The following is a 13,617-nucleotide window of genomic DNA, read 5'->3' as shown; positions in this document are numbered from 1 at the left end:
GATTATACGAGAGATGGTGAATGGTGGCCAGTGGATAGTGGACCGTGGCCAGCGAGACGGCACCTGCACTAGTGCGAGCTCCTGTCCACTGTCGGCTATCCACTAGCCACTCCCAAAGTGTAGGGTGTCGCGATGAGAATGAGTCACCTGTTCGGAACCACGCTGCGGCAGGACCCTGCTGACGCTGAGCTGGTCAGTCATCGGCTCCTGGTGCGGGCGGGGCTCATCCGTGCCATTAGCGCCGGCATCTACTGCTACCTTCCCCTGGCGTATCGGGCCATGCGCAAGATCGAGGAGATCATACGGCAGGAGATGAACGCCATCGGAGGACAAGAGCTGCTCCTGCCGGTGGTGCACCCGGCCGAGCTGTGGAAGGAGAGCGGGCGGTGGTACAGCGTGGGGCCGGAGTTGGTGCGCTTCGAGGATCGAGCCGGACGGGACATGGTGCTGGCCATGACCCACGAGGAGCCGGTGACCGACCTGCTGCGCCGGGAAGTGTCATCGTATCGCCAGCTTCCCATGATGATCTACCAGTTTCAGGTGAAATTCCGTGACGAGCCCAGGCCGCGGGGTGGCCTGGTGCGGGTCCGCGAGTTCACCATGAAGGACGGGTACAGTGCCCATGCCGACTTCGAAGACCTGGACCGCTACTATCCCCAGGTGCGTCAGGCATATGAGAATGCTTTCCGACGCTGCGGGCTGGACGCGGTGTTGGTGGAAGCGGACCCGGGTATGATGGGTGGCACTGCTTCGCACGAGTTCATGGTCCTGAGCGAGGCGGGCGAGGACACTCTCATACACTGCGAGAACTGTGGCTACGCCGCCAATGCCGAGGCCGCCCGTTTCGATAAGGGCACCTCCGATGGCGAGGAGGCACAATCGCTGGAGGAGGTGGCCACTCCCGGCATGAAGACCATCCAGCAAGTGGCAGACTTCCTGGGAGTGCCCACCAGCCGCACGGCCAAGGCAGTGTTCTACGTGGATCAGGACGGCAGGATCGTCTTCGCCGTGATCCGAGGTGACCTGGACGTCAACGAGGTGAAGCTGGCCAACGTGCTGCGAGCCACGACTCTGCGGCCCGCTACCGACGAGGAGCTCATAGCTGCCGGGATCGTGCCCGGCTACGCCTCTCCCATCGGCGTGAATGGCGTCCGGGTAGTGGTGGACGACTCGGTGGCGCAGGCAGCCAACCTGGTCGCGGGAGCCAACCGGGAGGGCTACCACCTCCGCAACGTCAACTACCCCAGGGACTTCCAGGCGGACCTGGTGGCCGACATTGCCCTGGCGCGGCACGGCGACGTCTGCAGCACCTGCGGGAGCCTGTTGGCCGATCAGAGAGGCATCGAGCTGGGACACATCTTCAAGCTGGGCACCAAGTACAGCGAGGCCATGGGCGCCACGTACTTGGATGCTGAGGGGCGAGAGAGGCCCATCGTCATGGGGTGCTACGGCATTGGCATCGGGCGGCTATTGGCGGCTGCCATTGAACAGCACCACGACGACAAAGGGATCATCTGGCCGCCATCCATCGCGCCCTGTCAGGTGCATGTGGTGGGGCTCAACCTCGACCGGGAGGAGGTGTCCGAGGCTGCTGAGGACGTCTACCGCCGGGTCAGGACTCGATGGGATGCTCTGCTCGACGATCGGACCGAGCCCAGCGCCGGAGTGAAGTTCAACGACGCCGACCTGCTCGGCTTTCCGGTGCGGGTCACTGTGAGCTCGCGGAGCCTGAGAGCCGGCGGGGTGGAGATCAAGGCGCGCTGGGGTACCGAGGCGAAGGTGGTCCCTCTGCAGGAGTTGGAGACCGCCGTCGAGGAGGCGTTGCAGACCTGGCCGGGGACGCGATAGCGCCATCGCGGGAGGACATGATATGAGGGTGGCGGTTATCTCGGACGTTCACGACAACATCTGGAAGTTGGCTGGGGTGCTGGACAACATCCGCGAAGATGGGGCCCGGGCTCTGGTGGTGTGCGGCGACCTGTGCGCCCCCTTCAGCCTGCAGTCCATGGCCGAGGGGTTCAGCGGGCCGGTACACGTGGTCTTCGGCAACAACGACGGAGACCAGTTCTTGCTCTCTCGCGTGGCCGCCCGGCACGAGCACGTGACGCTGCACGGCGTCTATGCTGAGCTCAGCCTGGATGGACGGCTGGTGGCGGTCACTCACTACGAGGACATCGGCAGGCGGCTGACTGCTTCAGGGGCCTTCGCCGCGGTGTTCTACGGACACTCTCACCGATCGGAGTTGGTGCGCCGGGGCGAGTGCGTGGGGCTAAACCCGGGGGAGGTGATGGGGAGGCTGGGCCGGTCCACCTATGGGCTGTACGACACCGAGAGCGGGCAAGCAAGCATCCACGACCTGAGGCCCTGAGGACGCGCCGCAGACGGAGGGTGGTATGGGAGGTGCCGGGAGGGCAATGAGGGTGCGGCATAAAATGGCCGGGCTGCGCCTGCGGGCCTTGCGGGAGCGGTTCGATCTGAGCCTGGAGGAAACGGGACAGGCTCTTGGCCTGAGTGCCGAAGAGGTGCTGGACCGCGAGCTAGGGGCCGAGCCACTCCAGGTGGGCGACCTCTGGCGGCTTTGTCACTACCTCGGAGTGCTGCCGGCCGATGCCTACGCCATACAGGCTGAGCCGGGCGGCCGCCCCCTGGACGGGCCGATGCTGCGAATACGGCGCAAGCTGCTGGGTGCTGCCCTGGCGGAGCGACGCCAGGAGCGAGGCTTGTCGAGGGCAGAGGCGGCGGAGCAAGCCGGGCTATCGGAGGGATGGCTCCGAGGGGTGGAGTTGGGGCAGGCGGAACTCGACCTGGCGCAGCTGGAGCTCCTGGCCTGGCTCTACAGGTGCCGTCCGGAGACCGTTCTGGGAACGGAGAAGGCGGACGAAGGTCGCAAGCGGCCGCAACCGCCGGCCGAACTGCCCTCCAATGCCCTGGCCACCGACGTGGCCGAGTTTCTGCGCCGCCCAGACGCAGAACGGTACGTGCGGGCGGCGATGGCGCTCAGCGTGCTGGAGGCCCCGGCTCTGGCCGCCCTCGAGGATGCCCTGCTGTTCCTGAGGGGCTCTGCCTAGGGTATGGAACCTCGCAGGCGGTCGCGCCGTCGCGCTCGCTCTCGGGCGGCCAGAGCGCCCTCTAGAGGCGCCAACCACTTCCCCTCGTCGTCTGGCAGGGCCCGAATGATCTGCGGGCCGCCCGGGCGCACCCGGGAGAGGGCATCCGCCTCAGCAGCGGGGTCCACCAGGATCAGGTGAGGTACGTCGGGATAGGCCTGGCGCAGGATGCGCACAGCCTCCGGAGCATCTGGGTGGGTTGTGGCCATGTGTGTCATCGTGGCGCGGACGGGGACAGACGCAAGCACGTTGAGGGCACTCTGCAGGTCCGGGACGCGGTGGATAGCGTAGCCGCGGTCCTCAAGCGCCGCCCGCACCGGTCGAAGGGCTTCTTCCTCAGGGCTAACCATTAGTATGAGCGGTTGGTCTTCTGCCACCTGTCAGCACCGCAGATGGGATCGCCGCCATGGTAGCGCCTGGGGTAGCGGTGTCAATGCGAGTTGCTGGTGCAACCTGTACTGCGGCGGGGTGTTTGACTCTCTGGTGGCACGGGGATATCATGCCGCTCGTTTTGCAGCCTGAGGCCGACCGGCGTGGCTGGTCGTCCATCGTCAAGGAGGGAATGTGGCAGACAAGGTCCGCGTAGGGATCATCGGCGTGGGAAACTGCGCCTCGGCCTTCGTACAAGGCGTGCATTACTACCGCGATGCTTCCGAGAATGACTTCGTGCCCGGGTTGATGCATGTAAACCTGGGAGGCTATCACGTTAGGGACATAGAGTTCACTGCCGCATTCGATATCGACGCCAACAAGGTGGGCAAGGACCTGTCCGAAGCCATATGGGTCGAGCCCAACAACACCCTGCGGTTCGCCGACGTCCCCCGGATGGGAGTGCCCGTATCTCGGGGGATGACGCACGACGGGCTGGGCCGCTACCTGAAGGAGAAGATCCAGAAGGCGCCCGGCGCCACCTCTGACATTGTGGGGATTCTCAAGGACACAGGGACTGACGTGGTGGTCTCCTACCTGCCAGTCGGCAGTGAGATGGCCACCAAGTGGTACGTCGAGCAGATCCTGGACGCCGGTTGTGGCTTCGTCAACTGTATTCCCGTGTTCATCGCCCGCGAGGGATACTGGCAGAAGCGCTTCAATGAGCGCGGACTCCCGGTCATCGGCGACGACATCAAGAGCCAGGTGGGAGCCACCATAACCCATCGAGTGCTCACCCGGCTGTTTCGGGAGCGCGGGGTCAAGATCGAGCGGACCTACCAGCTTAACTTCGGTGGCAACACCGATTTCTACAACATGCTGGAGCGTGAACGCCTGCAGAGCAAGAAGGAGTCGAAGACCAACGCCGTCACCAGCCAGCTGGACTACGACCTGGGCCCGGAGAACATCCACGTGGGGCCGAGCGACTACGTGCCCTGGCTGCAGGATCGCAAGTGGTGCTACATCCGGATCGAGGGCACCACATTCGGCGGGGCTCCTCTCAACATGGAGGTCAAGCTCGAGGTCTGGGACAGCCCCAACTCGGCAGGCGTGGTCATAGATGCGGTGCGCTGCTGCAAGCTGGCGATGGACCGGGGGATCGCCGGAGCTCTCGAGGCGCCGAGCGCCTACTTCATGAAGAGCCCGCCCACCCAGCTAACAGACGATGAGGCACGCGAGAGGTTGGAGCGCTACATCCTCAACCAGGTGACCCCGGACGAAGCCATCGTCCTGCCAACAGCTACGGCGACCGCGGGCGCGAACGGGGGGCAGTCGCGCGAGGGGTCGCGAAAGGCACGGCCGGCCCACGATGACGCGGGGGGCTCGGAAGCCGAGTAGGCCCGGGACAATAGGCTATCCGATGGCCCACCGTGTGTCGGTGGGCCGTTTTCGGTTGCCGGTGGGAGGACGCCTATCAGGCTCTGCGGGCCAGGGCGGTGACGTACCAGTGGTCGGTGCGCATCTCCGGGCCTGCCCCGGTGAGGTTGAGGGCCCACCGCTCGGGCTCCGTCAACCCCTGTAGCAGGGAGAGGATCTCGGCTACCTCAGCCGGGCCGGCGTTGTCGGTGAGCGAGGAGACGGGCCGGTGCTGGGAGGAAAGCGACAGGTGCTCCAGAGAGAACCCGGCCCCCTCAAGGCTCGCGGCCCACTCCGAGGGGCGGTACTCCCGGACGTGCGAGGGGTCGTGAAGACGATCCAGCCGGTTCATAGTGGCGTCCACGAAGTCATCCTCGGGCACGCTGCGGTCGTGAACCAGAAGCAGGCCACCGGGCCGTAGCGCGCGGTGGGCCTCGGATAGGGCCAGGGGCAAGTCGGCGAAGTGGTGGGCGGCGCGGCGGCAGGTGATCAGATCCAGGGAACCGGAGGAGCAGGGGAGGGCGTGGGCATCGCCCTGGCAAAACTGCACGTTGGTGAGCCCCTTCCTGCGGCGCAGCTCCATTGCCTCGGCCAGCATCTCGGGGGTGAGATCCAAGCCCACGACCAGCTTGACCAGGGGAGCGAAGGCGAAGGCGGTGTGACCGGTCCCAGTGGCTACGTCCAGGACATACCAGTGTGGCTTTGGGTGGGCCAGGCCCACCAAATCAGCCAGGTTGGCGGGGTCCACGTGGACGGGGCTGGTGGTGTAGTAGCTGGCCCGGTTGCCGAAGACGTCGCGTGCGGACCGCCGATGCGTCATGAGGAGGGGGCCTCGCTGGCCACGGGGCTCAGGTACAGGCGCACGATAGGCCGGTTGTCGGAGCGCCGCAGGACCTCCCGGAAACCGACTGCGGTGAAGGTCGAGAGAAGCCCGGTGTAGGCGAAGGCATCGGGCAGGCGCTCCTTCTTGGGGATCACCGGATAGCCCTCGACCACGTCGGCCCCCCGTTCGCGGGCATACTCCACCGCTGCCGAGAGCAGGGCTCTGCTCACGCCGCGCCGACGATAGGGACGGGCTACGAAGAAGCACACCACTGACCAGACCGGCCGGTCGTCTACCCTCTTGAGGAGGCGAGTACGGTCCAGCGCCGGGAACGCGTCACGGGGACCGATAGAGCACCAGCCCACGGCTCGGCCACCGTCGTGCGCCAGGATGCCCGGCACCTCGCCCGAGTGGACGAGGCACCGCATGGCCTCCCTATTGCCCTCACCTTTGCCGCGCTCGAACTGAGCCCGGGCAAGGCGCCACCACATGCACCAGCAGCCGCCGCAGGCGCCGCGCTCGCCGAACAAGGCCTGGAAATCGGCCCAGCGACCGGGCGTCAGGGGATAGCAGGAAAGGTCCACTGCCTGGCGTTCAGAAGTCATAGTCGCCCCTTCTCCGCCAGTCGGCGTATGGTCTCGTGGCTGGTCTGGAGCAACTGGTGCTGTTCGGGCCAGGTGAAGTCCGGCAGGTCGTCCAGAGGGAACCAGCGAAGCACGTAATCGTGCGAAGCGTCGCTGGGTTCCCCGCCAGTCTGGGAGGTGAGGTAGAGGTAGTAGCGGGTGATGATCCACCAGCGGCGGTCGAAGCTGAGGCGCTCCCGAGTGCCTAGGTAGCCCAGCAGCCGCAGGTCCTCCAGCCCCGACTCCTCGGCGATCTCCCGGCGAGCGGCCTCCTCGCAAGCCTCGCCGGGCTCCAGGCGTCCTTTGGGGAGGATGAACCCGGGGAAGTCGCCCTCCTTCACCAGGGCCACCATCAAGGTATCGCCTTCCCTTCGCACCACCACACCTCCGGCGGAGGTGCGCTCCGGAACGTCGGGCGGGCGGCGGTACCAGGTAGCGTCTATGGTTGCCACGGTCACGACTGGGCCGGGCTGAGGACGTACATTGCCCAGCCCAGGTACTCGCGCGCGTAACGAAAGTACTCGTCCTGTCTGCGGTGCAGGTGCTCCACCACCTCGTGTCGCTCCGGGTGATCGGGGTTGCCCTCCAGCCAGCGGATGAGCCCGTACCAGTTGCCGGACTCGTAGCGGTCCCAGTCGTCGTGGCTGGAGCGCACCACGTACTCCAGATCGTAGCCTTCCTCCCTAACGATGCGCAGTAACTCCGTCTCGGTGTGGAACCCCCCAGACTGAGCGTATTCCGGGGGTACGGTAGAGGACAGCCAGTAGGGCTCCCCAACCACGAGCCGACCGCCGGGCACGATAGCGCTTCCCATGGCGGCCACGGTAGGCTGAAAGCCCTTCCAGATGAAGGAGGCTCCTATGCACACGGCGTCGTCGTAGGAGTGCTCTTGGAACCGGTACTGGGCCGCGTCGCCACAGACGATCTGTATGCGGCCCTCCAGCCCTCGGGCGGCCATCTTCTCCTGCGCCCGAGCGCAGGCGTGCTCCCGAACGTCAATGCCTATGCCAGAGATGCCGTAGGCCCCCGCCCACAGGGCCAGGGGCTCGCCGTACCCGCAGCCGAAGTCTATGACGCGGGAGTCGGCGTTCAGGCCCAGTACCCGGCCGACCTCCAGAACCTTCTCGGGGCTGGCGGGGTTGACCAGCTCCATGTACCTCTCGGATATGTTGACCAGGTCGAAGAAGTTCACGACGCCTCCGATGTCTGTGGGACTGGGCGCCCGGTGCGGCTTGCCAAGGAGAGCGCACGGCAGCCGTCCCGGCCGGGCGCGACACCCATTGCGCGGAGAGGGCAGGGCTCCCCAGGGCAACCAACGCCCGGCTCCGGGCCCCAGGGCAACCTACCAAGCCAGAGCGTAGCCGATGATCCCCTTGGGGGCGACGCCCCCCATGATGACTCCGCGCCCTCCGTCCAGCCGAATGGCCATGGTCTTGCCGTTGACCCAGTCGCCGGTGACCTCCACCTGGTGACCGCGGCTCTCGAGCCCGCGAATCACCTCGGGGGAGAGGCGGCCCTCCACCACCATGCGGCCAGGAAAGCCCTCTCTGGGGTAGAAGGAGGACGGAAAGTGCATGCTGTGCACGGTGGGCGCGTCCAGCGCCTCCTGCATGTCCATGCCGAAGTCCACGTAGTTCAGGAAGAACTGAAGAGTCCACTGATCCTGGCAGTCGCCTCCCGGGGTGCCGAAGACCATGTAGGGCCGGCCATCCCGGGTGACCAGGGTGGGAGTCAAGGTGGCGCGGGGGCGCTTGTGGGGCTGGAGGGCGTTGGGTCGGCGCGGGTTCAGGTAGAACATCTGGCCCCGGGTGCCCAGAGGGAAGCCGAGGCCGGGGATGACGGGAGAGGAACCCAGCCAGCCGCCGCTGGGAGTGGCGGCCACCATGTTGCCCTCCCGATCCACCGCGTCCAGGTGAGTGGTGTCGCCCACGTGAGCGTGGCCCAGCCCTAGGTCGCGCACTTCTCGGCCCTCGACCTCCAGCGCCTGCCGGTTGTCTTCCAGGACGGAGCGGGTGACGTAGTCGGGGAAGCCCCGCCCCACGTCTCCCGGCCGCAGCTCCGGCGACGCCCGATCGCCCACCAGCTCACGGCGGCGAGCGCAGTACTCCGCCGAGAGCAGGGCCTCGAAGGGAACGTCGTCGAAGAGGGGATCGCCGTAGTAGGCTTCCCGATCGGCGAAGGCGAGCTTGGTACATTCGATGAGGGTATGCAGGTACTGCACCGAGTTGTGACCCATGGCAGCCAGATCGTAGCCCTCGAGCACGGCCAGCTGTTGGAGGAACACCGGACCCTGAGTCCAGGAGGAGCATTTGTGCACCTCCAGGCCGCGGTAGGTGTAGGTGACCGGGCTCTCCAGCCGAGGCTCCCAGTCTGCCATGTCTCCCAGGGAGAGCAGACCGGTGTGGGCGCTGCCGCTGGCGTCCTCGACCGGGTGGGAGCTGATGTAGTCCACGATGCGGGCGGCGACCTCGCCCCGGTAGAAGAAATCGGAGGCAGCCTCGATCCCGGCAACCCGCCCCCTGGCGGCGGCATGCGCCTCCGCCCGGCACATGCCCTTCAGCACCTCGGCCCACTCGCGGTTGCGGAACACCTCGCCCACCTCGGGGACGCGACCAGTCGGGCAGTAGAGGGCTCCGGTGGTGGGGTAGAGCTCGGTGTACTTCTGCCGTCCGTCCTGGAGGGCCTGGCGCAGGCCAGGATAGATGGGGAAGCCGTCCTCGGCCAGCTCGATGGCGGGCTGCAGCACCTGGGCAAAACTCATGGTGCCGAAGCGAGCCAGCGCCAGGGCCCAGGTGCCGACCACGGCGGGGACGCAGGCGGGAAGAAAGCCGTCTCCGGGGATGAGGTCGATTCCATGCTGCTGGCACCACTCGATGGTGAAGGCCTCCGGCGACCAGCCCATGCCGCTGACGGCATAGGCTCGTTCCTCCCTCGCCGAGTAGATCAGGGTGGGCACTTCGCCTCCAATGCCGTTGCTCTGCGGTTCCAGCAGGTTGAGGCAGAAGCACATGGCGGCAGCCGCGTCCACGGCGTTGCCGCCCCGCTCCATGATGCGGAAGCCGGCGGCAGTGGCCAGGTAGTGACCCGACGTCACCACACCGCGCTTCCCCATGACCACCGGTCGGGTGGTAAAGGCTGGCATAGTCTCTCCTGTGTACTTGGTTGGCGTAGCGCCGGATGAGCGCCGGCTAGCTGGTGCGGGCGGGCTTGCCCCGGAACAGGAGCTGCAGGAGGGCGAAGGTGACGCCCAGGGCGACCCCCAGGCCCACAGCCAGGGGGAGGGTCAGCAGCACCCGCGACCCTCCGGTCAGGGCTACCTTGCCGGAGGCCACCAAACCGACGAAGCCTCCGTCCACGTGGGCATCGCCGCCAGTGAGAATGAGGCCGGCGCCCCCCTGGCTCAAGCTGACGTCGTGGCCAGCAACCACGGCCGAGCCGCCGGACTGGCTTAGCTGGACGTCATGGCCGGCCACAGTGGCAAGGGTAAGGCTCTTGGACACGCTGGCGTCGTTTCGGGCAACTACAGCCGCCAAGAGGCTTCTCTCGATCACGGCCTCCTCCGCCTGAAGGATCTCGTCGGCGCCGCGAGAGATGTGGCCGACGGTCTCGGCCTCCGCGCCGAAGAGGTTGGCTTTCTGCATGGGTCCGACCTCCAAGTCTGGCATCGGCGACGGACGCGCCGCGCGAGCTCAAGACTAGCCGCCGTTCACTCGATCTGCAAGCGCTCCCGGACCGCCTCGCTGGTCAACTCCTTGAGAGCGTCCCTGCCGATCCATCGTGAGGTGCGGTCGCCGCCGGAGGCAAGGCGCCTAGCGACTGCCACCGCCTGGCGCCACAGACTTGGATTGCGCTTGCCAATCTGTCTCAGGGCCCAGTTCACCGCTTTGCGCACGTTGGTCCGGTCATCATCGGACTGGCGCTCGATGAGGGGGAAGAAGGGCTCGAAGGCGCCATCGGCGGCCTTCTTGTCGCTGACCGCCAGGCAAGCCATGAGGACGAAGCCGGCCCGCTTGACGAACTCCTGCGGCCTGGCAGACCACTCCAGGGCCTTGGCCCACGCCAGGGGGGTCCTGGCGAATAGGTTCATGCAGACCTGGTCGCAGATCTCCCAGTAGGAGAACTCCGCCGCCCAGCTTTCCATCTGGTCCTCGGTGACCTGAGCCGGGTCGTCCACCATGGAGGCCAGAATCTGCGTCTCGCGTACTCCCTCCTCCCAGAGATGGGCGGCGAGGGCCCGATCGGTACCGATGCGTCGGGCCAGACGGCGCAGGGCGGGCAGGCGCACGCCCAGGGCTCGGGCAGGTGTGATCCCAAAGCGGGCCATGCCGGCCAACGAGTCCGGGTCGGCCCTGGCCTCCAGTTCGCTCAGTACCTCGTCGTAAGTCACCGACTGCCTCGATCTCACCGGGTACGGGGTGGCGCTACGGGTGGAGGGCCAGGTTGTGGGCCGCGGCCAGGGACCGGATGTGGTCGGCTGCGGCGCGGTATTCCTCCTCAGTGGCCAGGTGTTCCAGCATGAGAGGCGTATCGGCGGGTAGGCGGGAGAGCTCGCGCAGGAAGGTGACGTAGTCCAGGTTACCCAGGCCGGGACGTACTTCGTCCAGGTGCACCATGAAACGATCGGCGAGAACGACGTCCTTAGCGTGACAACTGCGCACGAAGGGTCCCAGCTTATCGAAGCACTCGCGCAGGAGGCGGCCAGTGTGGAAGTACCGCTGGGGGCTGCAGACCAGATTGGCGGGATCCAAGTGCACGGCAAAGCGGTCCCGGTCTATCGCCTCCAGGAGGCTGAGGTAGCTGTCGGGGGAGTCGGGGTAGAGCCAGGGCATGGTCTCGAGGGTGTAGTAGGTTCGCGAGGGCTCGACCTCATCAATGATCTCGCGTACGGTCTCCACGATGAGGCCGAACGTGGCCTCGGTCAGGTCATCGGCATGGGGGCCGTGCCAGGACGGGCCGCGGGAGCCGGCGATGTTGACGCAGCAGCGGGCTCCGATGCGGTCGGCCAGGTGAAGCTGCTCTTTACACCTGGCCAGGGCGGCCCGGCGGGTCTCTGGGTCGGGGCTGAGGGGATTGCTCCAGGCGCCCACCTCGGCGATGACTATGTCGGCGGCCCGGGCAGCCTTCTCGTACGCCCTCACGGTGGCATCGTCGGCGCTGGCCTCCACCGGGCAGTAGGCGGCAGAGTAACCCCGCTGGCGCAGGGCGGCGACCCACGCGTCGGGACCCTCGTAGTCAGTCAACACCGGTCCACCCAGTCTCACGCATCACCTCCAACAGCGCCTGGCACGGCCCTGGTGCGCCTGCGGCTATGGTAGGAGCGGAGGCTCGGCTCGGCAAGCGCCATCTGGCGGCCGGTCGCGGGACAGGCACGGTGGCCTGCCCCTACCGGGCGCCGCCCGTAGGGGGGGCGACCCTGTCCGCCCCGCGAGAGGCGGAGGGAACGGCAAGCCTGATTGACCGGCAGCGGGAGCTGTGTTAGGAACGCACACGAATTCGCCGCACGGGAGACGATCAGGTGGCTCAAGAGGCCAGCATCGGGGTGTCGTTCCATTCGGGCGGGCTGGTGGACAGCCCCTTCGATGAGGTCATCAGAAGGCTGGCCCGGGCCGGTTACGACGCGGTAGAGATCGTGTGTGGCCCGGAAGCGCATCTGCGCACCGCGGAGCCACTGGGGCCTCAGATCGAGCGGGCGCGGGGGCTGCTGGAAGAGACCGGCCTGGCCGTGAGTGCCATCAATCCCTACACCGCCCCCGCTCTGGTCAACTACGCCCGGGACGACCTCGACGGCGCCCTCGGGTTCTGGGGCAGCCTCCTGCAGATCGCCTACGAGTTGGGCTCCCGGAACGTGAACTTCCTGCCCGGGTGGCTACCCGAGGGGGACACGGCCGCCTGGAAGCTTCTGATCGAGGTGCTTCGGCGCCTGTGCGAGATGGCGGAGAAGCTAGGCGTCAACCTGGCCATCCACAACCACGAGGCGCACATCATTGACGCTCCGGGCAAGTGCCTGGTCTTGATGGATCACGTGGGCTCGGACCGACTCAAGGTCCTGTGCGACATCACTAACTTCCACATACTGGGGAGCGACATCGGCGATACCGTTCGTCTGTTGGGGCCGCACATCGTGCACTGCCACCTCAAGGGGGTCCGGGGACGGTACCCGTACCAGGAGTTCCTGGTGCCCGGCGAGGAAGGGGACGAGCTGGATGTGGATGGCTTCGTGGAGGCGCTGGTGCGGATCGGCTATCGCGGGTACATATCGGTGGAGTGCTTCCGGTGGATGCGGGCCGATCGGCCCGAGCTCGGATGCGCCACGGTGGCGGGTAGCCTGCGGCGGGTCGGGACCCGGCGGGAGCGAGGGGTCGCGGCCTCGGATGAGGAGGCAGGACGCTGATGGTCGTGGATTCGCACGTTCACGTCTGGAAGAACGACCCCGCCTTCCCCTGGGCGAGGGAGACGGCGAACCCGCCGGAGAAGGACTACACCCCCGAGATGCTGTTGGAGCTCATGCGGGCCCACGGTGTGGACCGTACGGTGCTGGTGCAGCCCATCCAGTACCGGTGGGACAACCGCTACGTGGCCGACGCCTTGCGGCGGTTTCCCGGTTGGTTCATGGCGGTGTGCCGGGTCAACCCTGAGGACCCGATGGCCCCCGATCACCTCAGCCGCCTGGTGGAAGAGGACCATTTCCACGGGGTTCGCCTCAGTCCTGCCGCGGACGCCTCGGGAGACTGGTTCACTGGCCCCCTCATGGACCCGCTGTTCGCCCGGGCGGAGCATCTGCAGGTGCCTATACTCATCCTGACGCGGCCGCCGCGACTGGCGGACCTGGCCCGGCTGATGGAGCGGCACCCGGAGCTGGACGTGTGCATTGACCACATGGCGGACGCCGACCCGTCCGACCCCGAGCAGGTGCGGGCCGTCCTGGCGATGGCGCGCTTCCCCAGAGCCTTCATCAAGATCAGCCATACCTGGTCCCTGTCCGGGCAGAGATATCCCTGGGCCGACACGCACGGTCTAGTGGCTCGGGTGCGGGATGCCTTCGGCCCCGAGCGCATCATGTGGGCCACCGACTGGCCGGTATGCCTGGAACGGGCCAGTTACGGGCAGACGCTGGCGGTGGTCAGGGATCACATGACCTTCCTGTTGCCCGATGAGTTGGAGTGGGTTCTGGGGCGCACGGCACTCCGGCTCTGGCCCTTCGGCGGCGACGCGGCATAGAGGTCGCACCGCCCGGGCAGGCCGGACGCGTCCCATCCTCACCTGAGCCAGGTCATCGCCG

General features: G+C 66.8%; 15 protein-coding genes. 6 read left to right on the top strand and 9 right to left on the bottom strand.

Translation table 11 applies throughout. From position 1 onward, the window contains the following. The first annotated feature begins 132 nt into the window (after positions 1-132). From HPY83_07830 to HPY83_07820, 3 genes are read left to right on the top strand one after another with little or no spacing between them, the layout of a single operon-like run. A complete protein-coding gene (locus HPY83_07830; protein ID NPV07854.1) occupies positions 133-1,848 on the top strand; it encodes a proline--tRNA ligase in 1,716 nt (571 codons plus the stop codon). A 22-nt stretch (positions 1,849-1,870) separates the two neighbouring features. Beyond that, positions 1,871-2,368, top strand: a complete 498-nt coding sequence (locus HPY83_07825) for a metallophosphoesterase family protein (protein NPV07853.1) — start codon at positions 1,871-1,873, stop codon at positions 2,366-2,368. A 52-nt stretch (positions 2,369-2,420) separates the two neighbouring features. Then, positions 2,421-3,068 (top strand): helix-turn-helix transcriptional regulator, encoded by a 648-nt coding sequence (locus HPY83_07820; GenBank protein ID NPV07852.1) that lies wholly within the window; start codon positions 2,421-2,423, stop codon positions 3,066-3,068. On the opposite strand, the gene HPY83_07815 is transcribed toward HPY83_07820, so the two are convergent. Then, positions 3,065-3,484 carry a hypothetical protein gene (locus HPY83_07815; protein NPV07851.1) on the bottom strand — a complete coding sequence of 140 codons (420 nt, stop codon included), beginning with the start codon at positions 3,482-3,484 and terminating at the stop codon, positions 3,065-3,067. The two genes, HPY83_07820 and HPY83_07815, sit on opposite strands and share 4 nt — an antisense overlap. 187 nt (positions 3,485-3,671) lie before the next feature. On the opposite strand from HPY83_07815, the gene HPY83_07810 reads away from it, so the two are divergent. Then, positions 3,672-4,874, top strand: coding sequence for an inositol-3-phosphate synthase (locus tag HPY83_07810; protein ID NPV07850.1), 1,203 nt, complete (start codon positions 3,672-3,674; stop codon positions 4,872-4,874). A gap of 76 nt (positions 4,875-4,950) precedes the next feature. Here the strand turns inward: HPY83_07810 and HPY83_07805 are convergent, their stop codons facing one another. From HPY83_07805 to HPY83_07770, 8 genes are all read right to left on the bottom strand, one after another. Further along, complete coding sequence (locus HPY83_07805; protein ID NPV07849.1) at positions 4,951-5,712, bottom strand: class I SAM-dependent methyltransferase; 762 nt, start codon at positions 5,710-5,712, stop codon at positions 4,951-4,953. Continuing rightward, entirely contained in the window at positions 5,709-6,320 is a 612-nt protein-coding gene (locus HPY83_07800; protein NPV07848.1) for a GNAT family N-acetyltransferase, read from the bottom strand. The genes HPY83_07805 and HPY83_07800 overlap by 4 nt, the downstream gene beginning before the upstream one ends. Continuing rightward, positions 6,317-6,691 carry an NUDIX domain-containing protein gene (locus tag HPY83_07795; protein ID NPV07847.1) on the bottom strand — a complete coding sequence of 125 codons (375 nt, stop codon included), beginning with the start codon at positions 6,689-6,691 and terminating at the stop codon, positions 6,317-6,319. Before HPY83_07795 ends, HPY83_07800 begins: the two co-directional genes overlap by 4 nt. A gap of 101 nt (positions 6,692-6,792) precedes the next feature. Further along, positions 6,793-7,530, bottom strand: coding sequence for a class I SAM-dependent methyltransferase (locus HPY83_07790; protein ID NPV07846.1), 738 nt, complete (start codon positions 7,528-7,530; stop codon positions 6,793-6,795). Between the two features lie 150 nt (positions 7,531-7,680). Further along, complete coding sequence (locus HPY83_07785) at positions 7,681-9,480, bottom strand: gamma-glutamyltransferase family protein (GenBank protein ID NPV07845.1); 1,800 nt, start codon at positions 9,478-9,480, stop codon at positions 7,681-7,683. Positions 9,481-9,526: 46 nt separating this feature from the next. Continuing rightward, positions 9,527-9,979: a hypothetical protein gene (locus HPY83_07780; protein ID NPV07844.1), complete on the bottom strand. Its 453-nt coding sequence runs from the start codon at positions 9,977-9,979 to the stop codon at positions 9,527-9,529. Between the two features lie 65 nt (positions 9,980-10,044). Then, entirely contained in the window at positions 10,045-10,725 is a 681-nt protein-coding gene (locus HPY83_07775) for a DNA alkylation repair protein (protein NPV07843.1), read from the bottom strand. Positions 10,726-10,759: 34 nt separating this feature from the next. Continuing rightward, positions 10,760-11,599 carry a sugar phosphate isomerase/epimerase gene (locus HPY83_07770; GenBank protein NPV07842.1) on the bottom strand — a complete coding sequence of 280 codons (840 nt, stop codon included), beginning with the start codon at positions 11,597-11,599 and terminating at the stop codon, positions 10,760-10,762. 254 nt (positions 11,600-11,853) lie between these two features. Between HPY83_07770 and HPY83_07765 the strand changes: the two genes are divergently transcribed. Together HPY83_07765 and HPY83_07760 are read left to right on the top strand one after the other, a co-directional pair. Further along, the gene (locus HPY83_07765; GenBank protein NPV07841.1) at positions 11,854-12,729 is read left to right on the top strand and encodes a sugar phosphate isomerase/epimerase; all 876 of its coding nucleotides are present in this window, start codon (positions 11,854-11,856) and stop codon (positions 12,727-12,729) included. After that, positions 12,726-13,556: an amidohydrolase gene (locus HPY83_07760; GenBank protein ID NPV07840.1), complete on the top strand. Its 831-nt coding sequence runs from the start codon at positions 12,726-12,728 to the stop codon at positions 13,554-13,556. Before HPY83_07765 ends, HPY83_07760 begins: the two co-directional genes overlap by 4 nt. Positions 13,557-13,617 lie beyond the last annotated feature (61 nt).

Source organism: Anaerolineae bacterium (genome assembly GCA_013178015.1).
Lineage (GTDB): Bacteria > Chloroflexota > Anaerolineae > DRVO01 > DRVO01 > Ch71.
The sequence above is the reverse complement of the archived record's forward strand: the minus strand, read 5'-3'. Positions and strand labels throughout refer to the sequence as shown.